Source organism: Glutamicibacter sp. 363, from assembly GCF_052379505.1.
Taxonomy (GTDB): domain Bacteria; phylum Actinomycetota; class Actinomycetes; order Actinomycetales; family Micrococcaceae; genus Glutamicibacter.
Genome location: NZ_JBQSYR010000026.1, coordinates 44,588 through 58,474, shown reverse-complemented (window position 1 = coordinate 58,474; position 13,887 = coordinate 44,588). Strand labels below are relative to the sequence as shown.

The 13,887-nt window shown below is 60.2% G+C and carries 13 protein-coding genes; 5 read left to right on the top strand and 8 right to left on the bottom strand.

All coding sequences use genetic code 11. The features are described from left to right. Positions 1-261: 261 nt before the first annotated feature. The 4 genes from ACT3UA_RS15140 (at position 262) to ACT3UA_RS15125 (ending at position 3,843) form a co-directional block, all read left to right on the top strand. Entirely contained in the window at positions 262-1,362 is a 1,101-nt protein-coding gene (locus tag ACT3UA_RS15140) for a siderophore-interacting protein (RefSeq protein ID WP_444617164.1), read from the top strand. Between the two features lie 72 nt (positions 1,363-1,434). Further along, positions 1,435-1,635 (top strand): hypothetical protein, encoded by a 201-nt coding sequence (locus ACT3UA_RS15135; RefSeq protein ID WP_096285651.1) that lies wholly within the window; start codon positions 1,435-1,437, stop codon positions 1,633-1,635. Between the two features lie 1,124 nt (positions 1,636-2,759). Then, complete coding sequence (locus tag ACT3UA_RS15130) at positions 2,760-3,467, top strand: GmrSD restriction endonuclease domain-containing protein (protein ID WP_444617162.1); 708 nt, start codon at positions 2,760-2,762, stop codon at positions 3,465-3,467. A 169-nt stretch (positions 3,468-3,636) separates the two neighbouring features. Next, positions 3,637-3,843 (top strand): hypothetical protein, encoded by a 207-nt coding sequence (locus ACT3UA_RS15125; RefSeq protein WP_096285657.1) that lies wholly within the window; start codon positions 3,637-3,639, stop codon positions 3,841-3,843. A gap of 4 nt (positions 3,844-3,847) precedes the next feature. Here the strand turns inward: ACT3UA_RS15125 and ACT3UA_RS15120 are convergent, their stop codons facing one another. Then, complete coding sequence (locus tag ACT3UA_RS15120; RefSeq protein WP_096285659.1) at positions 3,848-4,204, bottom strand: zinc ribbon domain-containing protein YjdM; 357 nt, start codon at positions 4,202-4,204, stop codon at positions 3,848-3,850. Between the two features lie 192 nt (positions 4,205-4,396). On the opposite strand from ACT3UA_RS15120, the gene ACT3UA_RS15115 reads away from it, so the two are divergent. Further along, positions 4,397-6,625, top strand: a complete 2,229-nt coding sequence (locus tag ACT3UA_RS15115; RefSeq protein ID WP_444617159.1) for a 5'-nucleotidase C-terminal domain-containing protein — start codon at positions 4,397-4,399, stop codon at positions 6,623-6,625. A gap of 70 nt (positions 6,626-6,695) precedes the next feature. Here ACT3UA_RS15115 and ACT3UA_RS15110 read toward each other — a convergent pair whose 3' ends face one another. From ACT3UA_RS15110 to ACT3UA_RS15080, 7 genes are all read right to left on the bottom strand, one after another. Then, positions 6,696-8,057 carry an FAD-dependent oxidoreductase gene (locus ACT3UA_RS15110; protein WP_444617168.1) on the bottom strand — a complete coding sequence of 454 codons (1,362 nt, stop codon included), beginning with the start codon at positions 8,055-8,057 and terminating at the stop codon, positions 6,696-6,698. A gap of 159 nt (positions 8,058-8,216) precedes the next feature. Continuing rightward, positions 8,217-8,540, bottom strand: coding sequence for a putative quinol monooxygenase (locus tag ACT3UA_RS15105; protein ID WP_176484151.1), 324 nt, complete (start codon positions 8,538-8,540; stop codon positions 8,217-8,219). Positions 8,541-8,545: 5 nt separating this feature from the next. After that, positions 8,546-8,962 carry an MmcQ/YjbR family DNA-binding protein gene (locus tag ACT3UA_RS15100; RefSeq protein ID WP_444617157.1) on the bottom strand — a complete coding sequence of 139 codons (417 nt, stop codon included), beginning with the start codon at positions 8,960-8,962 and terminating at the stop codon, positions 8,546-8,548. Between the two features lie 86 nt (positions 8,963-9,048). Further along, positions 9,049-9,465 carry a CoA-binding protein gene (locus ACT3UA_RS15095; protein WP_444617155.1) on the bottom strand — a complete coding sequence of 139 codons (417 nt, stop codon included), beginning with the start codon at positions 9,463-9,465 and terminating at the stop codon, positions 9,049-9,051. Between the two features lie 78 nt (positions 9,466-9,543). Continuing rightward, positions 9,544-10,956 (bottom strand): NtaA/DmoA family FMN-dependent monooxygenase, encoded by a 1,413-nt coding sequence (locus tag ACT3UA_RS15090; RefSeq protein WP_444617153.1) that lies wholly within the window; start codon positions 10,954-10,956, stop codon positions 9,544-9,546. 1 nt (position 10,957) lies between these two features. Further along, the gene (locus ACT3UA_RS15085; RefSeq protein ID WP_096285673.1) at positions 10,958-12,181 is read right to left on the bottom strand and encodes an acyl-CoA dehydrogenase family protein; all 1,224 of its coding nucleotides are present in this window, start codon (positions 12,179-12,181) and stop codon (positions 10,958-10,960) included. A 50-nt stretch (positions 12,182-12,231) separates the two neighbouring features. Then, complete coding sequence (locus tag ACT3UA_RS15080) at positions 12,232-13,854, bottom strand: ABC transporter ATP-binding protein (protein WP_096285675.1); 1,623 nt, start codon at positions 13,852-13,854, stop codon at positions 12,232-12,234. Between the last annotated feature and the right edge of the window lie 33 nt (positions 13,855-13,887).

Sequence of the window (13,887 nt, the reverse complement as noted above, 5' to 3'; positions counted from 1 at the left end):
GGCAGGCGCTCTTCATCTGGCTACCTATTCCAGATAGCTTTCGGCTAAGTCTCAGGAAATGCCTTGAGCGGGGCTAAGAATTTTTGCCCCTTTGAAGTCCGTCATCCTTGAGCGAAATTGGCGCATTCGAAAGACAGGACCGCTGGGAGTCGTTGCGGAACCTTGCCTTGCCTTCCCTGTGGGGCTTGTTTGCTCCCTCCAGACAGCGCACACTCGGATCAAGAACATTTCCAGTGGACGCAAGAGTCGGGAGCACAGGTCGTGTCAAAGCATCACAGATACAGCAAGCACACTCCACAACTGGTCGTGTCCGCACCTGAGCATTTCATCCTGCAGGCGGTCAATCGTGCCGAAAGGGCAGGCGGCAAACTCGGCTACAAGATAGCCAAGAAGGAACTGAAGAACGCGCAGCATGAAGGGCTCGAGCTTTCCGAGCAACAGACCGACGAACTGCTCCAGGCCGCCGAACGCGCCGGAGCTGCGGCAGCATTGGCCGCGGCACGACGCGTGTTAGGCAAGAGCGTTCACGGGAGGCAGGACATATATCCCGGCGAGAACTCCGAGAATAAGACGCCCCGCCCCGAACTCACCGAGCCAACTCCTCTCAGCCACGGCATGGGCCAACACGTGTTGACGGTTAAACGCGTGAAGCATTTGAGTTCGGAAATGATCCGGGTGATCGCCGGAGCCGATCGACTTGCCGGATTCCGCCCGAACGGCAAGGCGGATCAGTACGTCAAGGTGTACTTTGCCGATCGCGAACTGGGGCTCACCGCCCCCTACGATTTGAAGGCATTGCGCCACCGGCTGCCCCGCGAGCAGGTTCCACGCTCACGTTCCTACACCATCCGCTGGGTCGACCGGTCGGCAGAAGAGCTGGCCATTGACTTCGTGGTGCATGGAGACCGTGGTTATGGCGGTTCGTGGGCCGCCAAGGTACTGCCGGGAGACCCACTGGTAATCTCGGACCCACGTGGCAAATTCACGCCGAGCTCGAAGGCCGGGAATTATCTGTTCGCAGCCGACGAGGCGGGAATTCCGGCCGTTTCCGTGGCTTTGAGTATGCTGCGTGCGGATGCGCAAGGAATTGCGCTGCTGGAAGTGGCCGGGGCCGCGAGCGAGTTTGAAATCGAGCATCCCGCCGGGATCGAACTGCGCTGGCTGCACCGAGACGGCCTACGCCCCGGAACCAGCGATCTGCTCCCTCCGGCGCTTCTTGCGCTGGGTCAACCCAACCCCGGGACAAGCGTGATGGCGCACGCCGAACGATCCACCGCGAAAGCCATCTCGAATATCACCGCCCAATGGGGCCTGAATAAGAAGTACGTCCACGTTTCTTCGTACTGGACGCTGCGGCGCTAGCGTTAGCGCCGCAGGTCACTGGACGTCACCGTAGGGAGCGGTATCTTTTCGAAGCGAAGCGAGGATCAATCGATGGCTCGGCTCCCCCGCGCCCGGCGACTGCTCAGCGCCATCGGCGGGTTGCTATTGGTCGTTATCGGGCTTGCGCTGATAACCGACTCGGCAACTTCCGTATCGCTCATCGTCCTCTTGCTGTGCTCGGGGTCGATTCTCACCGACCTAATGCGCCTACCGGCCGCGTGGCAGGTAAGCAGCCGGTGCGTGGCGCACTGACCGTGCTGGTTGGATTATTTGGTTCGGTTCTGGTCATCATCTGGCCCCGGCCATCGCTTTGGGTACTCGGCGCAGCTTTTGCGGGTGGCTAGTTCTCCTGGGACTGCACCGTCTTTGCGAAACTTTTGAACACCGGCTTCCCAAGACTCCTCGGTGGCTTCCCTGCTGGGACAGACGGGGCTCACCTTTGCTCCCGCCGGCTGCCTCGTGCTTCTGCTTGCCACCGGCGCCGCCACCGCATGGCTCTATTCCAGCGATGCACAGGCGGTCATGCGGCCCTTTTCGGTGCGGCTCGTGCCGAGAGATATGCTCCTGAACTGGAGGTACTCGATACTGCCGGAATGGCTCCGGCAACGGACCTGACTCGACTTGCGACAGGATTCAAGGACGAGGCTTAGGGAAAGATCGTCACCAGCCATATTGCCTCCGCCTGGGAGAAGATCTACCCCGAGTTGGAGATCGCCGCGCAACAGAACTCATCGGCCCGCTCCGCTGTCGAGCACATCTCACAGTTGCGCTTCTTCGGCAAAGACGTACCCGCCGCGCTGTCCACCAGCTCTCGACTATTCGACGCGTGCGCAGCCGGAAGCGATCTGCTCTAACGCGAATATGACGGGCTGGATCATCTGGGGCTCGTCGGAGAAAATTCACCGTTGAACCATGATCTCGTGCAATGGACCAAGGAATTGCTGGCGGGGGAACAAGAACGTGGAAACTGCACCCGCCAACTAGCTATCGGGCGAAGTTCCGGACCGTGACCTGCAATTCGGGCCTCTCGCTGCGCTAATCAAGGGCGATCCGTTTCTCCAACTCGGAAGTCTGATGTGGAGCTCAACGGCAGAACCGAATTGCCGATCGAGGCAGAGACGTTTCGTTCGCCAACGCCCACCTGTCCAAATTCCAATGCAGTGAAGCATTCGAATGACCGTGGGTCTGAACGATTCAAGACAAGGTGTGTCAGATCAGGAGTTCTCTACTAATTACTCCCTCTAGATCGCGGCTCGAAACATCTCACAAATGAACACGCAGGTGAACCCCTCGACTTGTCGGTAGCAACGAATAGAGTTCTACCGGTGGAGGACAAATCCACCTAATCAATACCGAAGCAGGAGAACTCCCCGGGCATGCGCTTATCGCGACGAATTATTTCCATCACGCTGGTAGCCGCCACCCTTGCCGTGGGTGCTTGCGCGTCGCTGGGATCATTTGAGCTTTCAGACTTGGTCTCCGAGCCTGCTGCCCAGACGGCAACCACACTGGGCGACAAAGAAGAGTTCGCCAAATCCCTCACGCTGCTTGAACAGATCGATCGCAAGGGGCGAGCGCCGAAAACCGGATATGCACGGGATCTATTCGGCAAAGGCTGGAAGGACCCGGACCGCAACGGCTGCGATGCACGAAACGATATCTTGGCCCGCGATCTGGAAGATGTTGCCTTCAAGCCGGCACGGGTCGACTGCGTGGTGCTCAGCGGCATCTTCCATGATCCGTATACGGGAGAAACCATTGAGTTCCGGCGCGGGCAAGGAACCAGCTCCGAAGTCCAGATTGATCACGTAGTCGCGTTGTCTGATGCGTGGCAAAAGGGCGCACAGAAATGGGACGCACAGACTCGGCTCGAATTCGCCAATGACCCGTTGAACCTTCTTGCCTCGGATGGGTCGGCAAATGCCTCCAAAGGTGACAAGGATGCAGCTACCTGGCTTCCACCAAACAAGAGCTTCCGCTGTGCTTACGTTTCACGCCAAACTCAGGTGAAGGCAAAATATGGCGCGTGGATGACCCCGGCTGAGCACATTTCCATTGCCAAAGTCCTCAGGTCATGCCTGTAAAACTCAGGCAATCGCCTCGCCATCATACAAAAGGATGAGGGCAATAGGCCGTAATTGCACCAAAAGTTTTATATTCAAATCGGTGAACCTGTGGCAGAATTGTATTAGTCCAGCGTTTTGGGAATAGCTCATGGCGCGACGAACACGAATCAACAGAAACTGGTGCACCATGAAGGCACGACTGCTCGGCTCGATACTTCTAGCCGCCAGCGTCTGCGTCTTCATGCTCGCCCTGGACGTCCAGCAACGCGAGATCGCGACCGCCTGCTGGGTGACCTCATCGCTGATGTTCATTGTCTCGGCAATGATTCTGGTGACCAGCACGCTGGATAGATCCGAAGTAACCGCCGGCGATCCGCGCCGCCGAAAGGTCTAGCGAACTAGGCTTTCTTTACGATGGAAGACTTCAGTTCCATGGGACCGAAGCCATCGACCTTGGCGAAGATATCATGGTCACCGCTGCCCGGAGTCAGCCTGATATTACGCACCTTGGTTCCAGACTTCAGCGCAGCCTGCGCTCCCTTAACTTTCATGGTCTTCACAATGGTCACCGAGTCGCCATCCTGCAAGACATTGCCCACGGCATCCTTTATTTCGGCGCCTGCGGCATTGTTGCCCCCCTCCCCAGCAATGTGCGCATTCCATTCGTGCGCGCATTCGGGGCAGACAAGTAGCGAGTCCATGGCATAGGTGTATTCGCTAGAGCATTCGGGGCACGGCGGCAAGGTTTCACTCATGAAAATAGCTTATCAATGCTGGTGATCGGCGCCCGCACCCTGGAGGGTCAAGCGGCGAACCGGCAGGCACCGCCCGCACCGGAAACGGCGTAATTTCCATATAGATGGACAAATTTCACGAGAAGTCATCGACAGGTTCACCTGCATGCGATAGACATGATGCATGTCACTCGCACACTACTAGGAGGATCTATGTCTGCATTCAAGCAGATAAGGAACACTGGACTAGCTTCGCTAGCCGCATTGTCCCTGCTCACCTCGGGCGCAATTGCCGCTCAGGCAACCGCGACGGAAGCACCCGCTGCTGGCGAAAATGTCAGTCTCGACCTTATCGGGATCAACGATTTCCATGGCCGTATCGCAGCCGACCGGGATTCGGCAGGCGCCGCGGTCTTGGCCGGCGCCGTCGATGCCCAACGCGCAGCGAACCCGAACACCTTGTTCGTCTCGGCCGGGGATAACATCGGAGCTTCAACCTTCGCCTCCGCTTCTCAAGAAGATGAACCGACCATCGATTCGCTTGTCGCCGGCGGGTTGGACGCCGCAGCGGTGGGCAATCATGAGTTCGACGGCGGATACGAGGACCTCAGCGACCGCGTCATCGAACGCTACGGGCAGCAATCCGGTGCGGATGGCGCCGACTTCGCGCTTGGCGCCAACGTCTATGACAAGGGGACCAAGAATCCCGCCTTGCGTGAATACGCGATCCGCGAGGTGGACGGGCTGCGCGTTGGAATCATCGGCACCGTCACCGCCGATGTCCCTTCGCTGGTCAGCCCGAACGGTATCTCCTCCCTTGACTTCGGAAGTGAATTGGAAGCGGCTAATCGAGTCGCGGCCCAGCTTTCCGATGGCGACGAGGCCAACGGCGAAGCCGACGTCCTGGTCCTACTGACTCACAACGGCTCGGAGAACGATACCTGCGAGGTTATCGCCGACGAGGACAGCGACTACGGCACGCTCATCCGCGATGCCAGCCCGGAGATCGATGCGATCTTCTCCGGCCACACGCATCAGGCCTATAACTGCGATATTGCGGGCCGATCGGTCATCCAGTCGCATCAGTACGGCACCACCTTGGGCAAGGTTTCCCTAGAGCTCGACGCCACCACCGGTGACGTCGTTGAGAGTGCAACCGAACTCGTCCCGCTGGCAACTGAAGATGCCAATGGCGATTGGTCGCCAAACTTCGAGGCAAATGCCGAGGTCCAGGCCATTGTCGATGAAGCAGTAGACAAGTCGGAAGAAGTCGGCAGCGTGAAGGTCGGCCAGATTTCCGAGGACATCCTGCGCGGCGGCGAAGAACCGGGATCCGACCGCGGTATCGAGTCGACACTGGGAAACACCGTGGCAGACATCCACCTGTGGGCCACCTCGAACGAGAACTTCGCCGGAGAGCCGGCGGAGATCGCCTTCATGAACCCAGGCGGCCTGCGCGCCGATCTGCTCTACGGCCAAGATGGCACGGTGACCTACAAGGCCGCCGCCGACGTCCAGCCCTTTGCCAACACGTTGATCACCTTCGAGATGACCGGAGAGCAGATCCGTGAGGCCTTGGAGCAGCAATGGCAGCCGGAAGGCTCGGAACGTACCAAACTGCATCTGGGCATCTCCGAGGGATTGGAATACACCTACGTTGAAGATGCAGCTGCCGGCGAGCATATCAAGGACATCACCTTCAACGGTGAGCCACTTGATGAGAGCGCATCCTTCACGGTCGCGGCCAACGCGTTCCTCGCAACCGGTGGCGATAACTTCGCCGCCTTTGCTGAAGGCACCGGCCACACGGACAGCGGCCAAATTGATCTGGACGCAACCGTGAACTACTTCAAATCCCACGACGTAGTTTCCCCAGCACCATTGGGCCGCGCCACCTTGTCGGGTACCGACTGGGCCAGCGTGGAGATTTCGCCTTCCGAGATCGTTCCCGGTGAAGGCGCTCAGGTCTCCGTGATGGGCCTCGAAGAAGGGGCAGAAGTAACAGCCACCGCCTTCGACGGCGAATTGGTAGTAGATGATATCCCTGCCGCGGATGCGGAAGGCAAGACCTCCTTCGAGCTTGCCGTTCCAGCCGATGCCAAGCTAGGGGCAAACTCGCTGGTTCTCTCCCAGGTGCAGCGCGAGGACATCTCGGTGGACTTCACCGTAATCGAGTCGGCCGCGGAGCCGACTCCGAGCGCCGAACCGACCGAGGAACCTTCGCAGAGCCCAAGCGAGGAGCCATCGCAAAGTCCGTCGCAGTCGCCAAGCGCAACACCTTCCGAGGACACCAAGCAGTCGCCTAGCGAGCAGCCTCGCGACAAGGACTCTCTGGCGGACACCGGGTTCGCCACTAGCTGGATCGGCATCGCCGCAGGGGTGGTGCTGGTCGCCGGAATCATCTTGCTGGTGATTCGCAGCCGCAAGAAGAACACCCACTAAGCAGGAGCGCACAGGCCAACGGCACCCCGGAATCCATCCGGGGTGCCGTTGGCCTTTCAGGAACTACGCACTAGTCAAACTCTGCTAATACCTCGTTCAGGGCCTCGGTCGAAGAGGGGTGGGTGAAAATCGAGTCGCGCAGCGTGCTGGCGGTGATCCCGGAGCGCATGGCTAGCGCCACCAGGTTGATGACTTCCTGTGCGTCTACGTGCATCAGCGCCGCACCAAGTATCTGGTCGCTGTTTCGATCCACCACAAATTTGATGATGCCTCGCGGATCCCGCACAATTTTCGGCCGTGGCATCGCCGCGATATCGGCAACTTTTTTCACTGCCACCTTAATGTCCAGTCCTTGGGCACGCCCCTGGTTTTCGCTGAGACCTACCCGGGCCAGGGGCGGGGTGCTGAACATGGTGGTTGGCACCGCCACCCGGTCTTCGAGGTTCCGTACACCCTCCCCCAAGAACTGGTCTTTGAGGATCCGCTGGTCATCTAATGAGGTGTAGGTGAACTGCGGTCCTCCGATGACATCGCCCAATGCGTAGATCCCCTCCGAGCTGGTGGCCAAATGCTTATCAACCTTGATCTCGCCCCTTTCGCCCAGACGAACGTTGGTCGTCGCCAAGTTCAGCCCCTGGGTGGCAGGTGTTCGTCCAAGTGCCAGGAGCACCGCGTCGGCTTCGATGCTCCGCTGCCGTCCGTCGCGTTGATAGGTCACCGTGACACTTTCGGCATCCTGACGCATCGAGGTGACACTGGCGGAATCGAGGATGTTCACTCCGGCATCAGATAGAGCCGAGGCCACCTCGGCGGCAACGTCTTCGTCTTCGCGCTTCAATGGCCGCGCTCCGCGATCCAGTACGGTCACCTCCGCACCGAATTGCGCAAACATGGAAGCGAATTCCAGCCCCACGTAACCACCGCCCACCACAAGAAGCTTGGCCGGGAATTCCGCATGTTGCAGGGTCGTTGAATCGTGGATTCGCCCGCCAATTTCCGCGCCGCTGATAGGCGGAACGGAAGGTAGCGCCCCGGTGTTGATGACGATCCTCGGGGCGCTGAGCTCTAGTACCTCCTCGCCGCCTTCCACCTTGATGCTGTGCGGGCCGGTGAAACTGGCCCTGCCCGTGAGCACCAGAACGGAGTCCAGATCGTTCAGCATCGAGAAGTTCTTTTGGCGCATCTTCGCGGTGAGTTCGTCGCGGCGTTCGACCGATTTGTAGAAGTAGTGGGCATCTGCCCTATTGCCCCGATGCTGTTCCGCGTCATGGATCAAGGTCTTCGTTGGAACGCATCCAATGTTGATGCAGGTGCCGCCATACATCGACGTCGACTGCTCAACGATAGCCACCCGTTGTCCTGCGCGGGCTAGCGTTCCGGCGAGAGTTTTGCCGCCCTTGCCCCAGCCAATGACAATGACATCAAGTTCCATAGCCACAACCACATCCTCACAATTGGTTTTCTGCTTCCACTCCGAGTCTTCTCCGTGCGTAGCTCCAAAGCAACCCATGGACTCGGGGAATAGGAAAGGCGCGGCCCGTAGTTGGAACTTCTTCCAACTACGCGCCGCGCCGCTTCGCTGCCTGCAAGGCTAGCCGATCTGGAGCTCGCCCATTTCGTCCCAGTCTTCGCCTTCGATCTTGCGCGAGATGATCTTTGGGGTCTCAACGAGCAATGGACGCATCGACTCAAGCCCGGCTGCGAAGTGCTCCGAGTTAACGTGAGCCGCTGCGGCTTCGTCATCGCGGAAGGCCTCGACGAGAACGTATTGGTTCGCGTCCTCGACACTTCGCGACCAGTCGAACCACATGTTGCCTTCCTCGGCACGGGTAGCCTGGGTGAACTGTGCAACGTGGGACATGAAGCTTTCGGAAAATTCCGGCTTTACCTGATATTTAACGACGATGAAGTACATGTAAGTCAGTCTAGCGATTCGTGCGCAATTTTTGTTTGCATGCGGATGAATTCTCGGTCACGCCTCGGCATGCCTTCGATCACCAGGTCGTAGGAGTCCTCAACAAGTTCCCGCAGGTGCTGCGGCTCCAACCCCGGACGCACCGAATTCCAGTGTTTTTTGCTCATGTGATATCCGGGAATGATCTCGTCATATTCGCTGCGCAGCTGGTCTGCGATCGCGGGTTCGCATTTGAGGTTCAGCAGCACCTCGCCTCGGTGCACCATGAGCAGCCCGAACATCTTGGCTTTTGCGCGGTCGCGGCCGGCAACCTTGAACACGGTGCTGTCTTCACCAAAAGGGTGGTCCTCAAATGCCCCGGGCAGCTCCAGGCAGAGGGCGCGCCACCGTTCGTGGATTTCTTCACTCGAAGCTTCGGCCATCGATTTGCCCCTTCATTTACGGCTCTGGGTTGCTGCCTGCCACGGTACCCAAGTTTTCCCGGCCGGACTTTGGCGAGGTCTACTTTTCAGAGCAGCGGATACTCAATTTTCGGGCAGGTATCCATGACAACTTCCAGGCCGGCATCCTTGGCCCGTTGAGCAGCCGCGTCGTCTCTGACGCCCAATTGCATCCAGATGGCTGACGCTCCAACGCTGATCGCCTGGTCGACAACGTCACCCACCTTATGCGAGTTCACAAAGCAGTTCACCACATCGATCTTTCCTGGGATATCGGCGAGCTTGGCATAGCCTTGTTCGCCGAGCGCATTCTCTGCGCGCAAGGACACCGGAACGATCTCCATGCCCAACTCGTCGCGCAGGTACCGGGCAATCGACGGCGCCACGCGATGCGGGTTGGCGCTCAAACCCACCACCGCCCAGCGTGCCGGAGTCGTCAATAACCGGCGGATGAGCTCGGGATCATTAACCTGATTTTCGTCCATGCTCGTCACCCTACAGGGAATGGATACGTAAAGACCGCCGGTGCACAGCCTGCCCCGGCGGCCTAAACGGTTTGCGTTCTAATGCTGGAGCGCCGTTTCGGTGTTCGTCGCGGAGAACTCTCCGAAGGCGCCACGGTACTGCGCCGCGGGGTGGTTCTCCGGAAGCTTGTCTCCGCGTCCAAAAACCTTCGCACGCAGGCTACCCGGAGCATATTCGGTCTGTGCTAATCCGCGACGCTGCAGCTCGGGAAGCAGCCCCTCGATGAAGTTGTCATAGGAGCCCGGCAAAATGTGGTTGATGACATTCAGCCCGTCGATCCCCGCATCCTGCCATTCGAGCAGCTTGTCGGTGATCTGTTCCGGGGTTCCCACAATCTGCTGGGCTTTGGCCCGGTAGTGCGCGAGGTCGCGCAGTGTCGGGTTGCGGCCCGGGGTGGAAGCCAGCGCGGCTTCCAGGACTCCTTGGGCGCCCTCGGTTTTCACCTCGCCCAGCGGGGTGTCCAAATCCAACCCGCCCAAATCCACGCCGATGCCGCCACCGATGTGAGCGATGATCGCATGCGGATCAAGGTACTGGTCGTATTCGGTTTCCAGCGCTTTGGCCTCCGCCTCGGTGGAACCGACCACGAAGGAAAGACCTGCAAAGACCTTGAGATCCTCGCGGCTTCGGCCCGCGGCGTTGAGGTTCTGCGTCAACGAGGCGACCTTTTTGGCCACATACGCCGGATGCGGGGCGAAGAGGAACGTCGCCTCCGCATGGGTGGCTGCGAACTGGCTTCCACGAGGCGATGATCCCGCTTGGAAGAGGAATGGTGTGCGCTGGGCGCTGGGAATCGCCTGATGCGGGCCATCGATCGAATAGATCTCGCCGCGGTGATTGATCTTGTTAATGCGCGCCGGATCGGCGTAAATCCCGGATTCCTTGTCGGCTTTCAGCGCATCGTCTTCCCATGAGCCTTCCCAGAGCTTGTAGGCGGCATCGACGTATTCCTCGGCCCACCCATAACGGTCGTCGTGGGCCATGAGGTTCTTCGCGCCGAAATTGCGGTGCGAGTTCTCCAGCACGCTGGTCACGATATTCCATGCCACGCGTCCTTGGGAGAGATGGTCCAGCGTGGAGATCTGGCGTGCGAATTGGAATGGGTGGGACTGGACGACCGAACTGGTCATAGCCAGCCCGATCTCCTTGGTGCTGGCGGCTAGCGCCGAAAGCAGCACCAGCGGGTCGTGGCTCGGGATTTGCATTCCCTTGCGTGCCAGGGAGGCCCAACCGCCCTCGTGATCTGCGTACAGTCCGGCCACGTCGGCGAAGAACAGGTTGTCGAATTTCGCAACTTCGAGCTTCTTGGCCAGATCCACCCAAAGTCCCAGCTCATGGAACCGGTCCTGCTGCGCTTCCGGATGACGCCACATTCCGCCGAGGATATGGCTAGAAGTATTCATCAGGAATGCCGAGAGGATGAAGCGTGGCCGTGTTTCGAAGGTACCCATTTTACTTTGCTCCCTTGGCTTCGCCGATTGAGTTCAGGCCGGTCGGAATCGTGCCATTGATGAAGTAGTCGCCTACCGAGCGGGCCTTGAATGCCACTGGATTGTGCGTGGCGACGGTGCGTGCGTTGCGCCAGTAGCGGTCCAGCGACTTGCTGGTGGACACCGCCGAGGCGCCGGTGACGTCGAATAGCTCGCTCGTCGCATCAAGCACCAGCTTGGGCGTGACGACGTGTGCCTGCTGCACCGCGATCTCCGCGCGCAGGAAGGCGGCTTCGTCATCCAGGTTCAGCGCCGGGTCGTGGGCGGCATCCAGTTCGCGGGCCGCGGTGACCACAATAGCTTCCGCGGCGTATACGTTCGCCGCAAGCCGGCCCACCAGTTCCTGAATCTGCGGATCGTTGCGGAACAATTCTCCGGAGCCGGTGTTGAAGGTCCGGGTGCGAGTTTCCACGATGCGGGCGGCCTCGTCGCGGGCTGCCTTGCCGATGCCGACGAGTACCGCGAGCAGGCAAAGCTGGAAGAACGCGGGCTCCAGCGTGGAGGCGACCTTGCGTTGCAGGATATTTGCCTCATCAACGGGAACATCGGTGAAAATGCCGGTTCCGGTACCGGTCAGCGGCTGGCCGAAGCCATCCCAATCGTCAAGGATCTCCACCCCTTCGCCGTGGCGGTCAACGATCGCGTACTGGCGCCCTTCGACTCCGTCGGTGGAGGCCATCACGACCACCCAATCGGCGAAGATCGAGCCGGTGGTGTAGTACTTTTCGCCGTTGAGCACCCAGCCTCCAGCTCTCTGGCTCAAACGGGTGTTGGTGGTTCCCAGCGCATTGCCGCCTCGTTCGGTGGCCGCATTGCCGAAGATCTGGCCGGCGAGCACGCGGGGGAACCAGCGGTCCTGGAATTCTTGGGGCTGCAGCGCGATGGTTTCGACAAAGGAAAAGTGGCTGCGCAGCAGGTGGGCGACGTTCGAATCCGCGGAGGCCAATTCGATCAGCAGCCGGAAAAGGTGCTCGTGGCTGACCGGTTCCCCGCCGTGGCTGCGCGGCACACGCAACGTGGTGAAGCCGGCGTCCTTGAGCCACTGCACCTGCTCGAAGGGCAGGATCCGCTGCTGCTCGCGCTGCGTAGCGCCTTCGCCCACGCGGGCGAAGACCGGAGCGAAACGCTCAGCCAGGCGCTGGTAGGTGGCTTCGGGGCTCAGGGTTTGGCTGAGGTCAATGCTCATGTGCTTCTCATTCCTTTTCACTGGAAATCTGTCTGGGATGATTCTGCCGTTCAGGCGCTGCGCAGGTGCTCGAATTCGCGCAGCACCGCGCCGGGGTTCGCCGCGAGCAGGGTGCGCGTGTATTCATGGCGGGGGTTGGAGAACACCTGCTCGACGGTTCCGGTTTCCACCAGTTCGCCGCGGCGCATCACGCCCACCCGGTGGCTGATCCGTTCGACCACGTGCAGGTCATGGGAGATGAACAGGTAGGTCAATTGCTGTTCGGTCTGGAGCCGATCGAGCAAGTTGAGGATTTGTTCCTGGGTGAGCACATCGAGCGCGCTCAATGCTTCGTCGAGGACCAGGATCTTCGCGCCGCTGGCCAGGGCGCGGGCGATGGCCACGCGTTGGCGCTGGCCCCCGGAAAGTTCCGGCGAGCGCTTGCCGGCCAGTTCCGGGGCGAGATTCACCTGCGCCATCAGCTCGCTCGTGCGTGCTTCGCGCCAGGCGGCATCGCCAAGCTTGTAGTTGCGCATCGGCTCTTGGATGACCGAACGGACCGATTGGCGGGGGTCCAGAGCCGAGTCGGGGTTCTGGTAAACCAGTTGCGCCTCGCGCCACAACGCATAGCGCTGCTTGCCGCCGATTGAGCTGATGTCCTGGCCGTTCACCTCGACGCTGCCCTGGCTTGCGCCAAGCAGCCCCATGATGATTTTGGCAGTCGTCGACTTTCCTGATCCCGACTCTCCAACCAGCGAGAAGGTTGTGCCGCGAGCCACCTCGAAGCTGACCTGCTGGACCGCCTGATGTGCCTTGGAGCCCTGGCCGAACTCCTTGCCGAGGTCCGTCACGCGAATCGCCACGTCGCTGATTTCGGCCGTGTCTCGGCGCTGGTTGGTGGCGTACGCCTGATCGAGCAGGGCCTTGGTGTAGTCATTGGTGCTGCTGGCAATCAGCTCGCGGACCGAACGGTCTTCGAGCACCTCGCCACCGTTCATCACCAGCACCCGGTCGGCAATGTCGGTAGCTACGGCGAGGTCGTGGGTGACGAACAGGACGGTGGTCCCCTTCTGCCGGGCCAGGGACACGAAGACTTCAAGCACCGTGCGCTGCACGGTGACATCCAGTGCGCTGGTTGGCTCGTCGGCGATCAGCAGCTGCGGATTCAGCGCGAAGGCGATGGCGATCAGCACGCGTTGCTTCAGCCCGCCGGATAGCTCGTGCGGGTACTGGCTCAGGCGTTGCTCCGCCCGGTCGATCCCGACGCTGCCGAGCAGTTCGATGGCTTTTTCACGCCACCGGTTCTTGGGCACCGAACGGGTCGGGTGCAGGCGGAACACCTCGATGAGCTGCGAGCCGATGGTCTTCACCGGGTCAAGCGAGGCGCCCGGGTCCTGCGGGACCAGCCCGATACCGGCGCCCCGGATATCGCGCCATTGACGCAAGCTCAGCGCGGTGACTTCGGTGCCGCCAAAGCGGATGCTGCCGGTGGTGCTGGCGTCCTGGGGAAGCAGCCCGATCAGCGCCTTGGTCAGCGTCGATTTCCCCGAACCCGATTCGCCAACGATTGCCACGATCTGCCCGGCCGGGATTTCGAGGTTGATCCCCTGCGCGGCGAGGGTGCCTTGGGCGTACCGCACCGAAAGATCCTCGATGCGCACGACCGGGTTGGTGCCGGTGTTCTTGGTAGTCATAATCTGATCCCTTCACAAATTTGGGTACCCGGT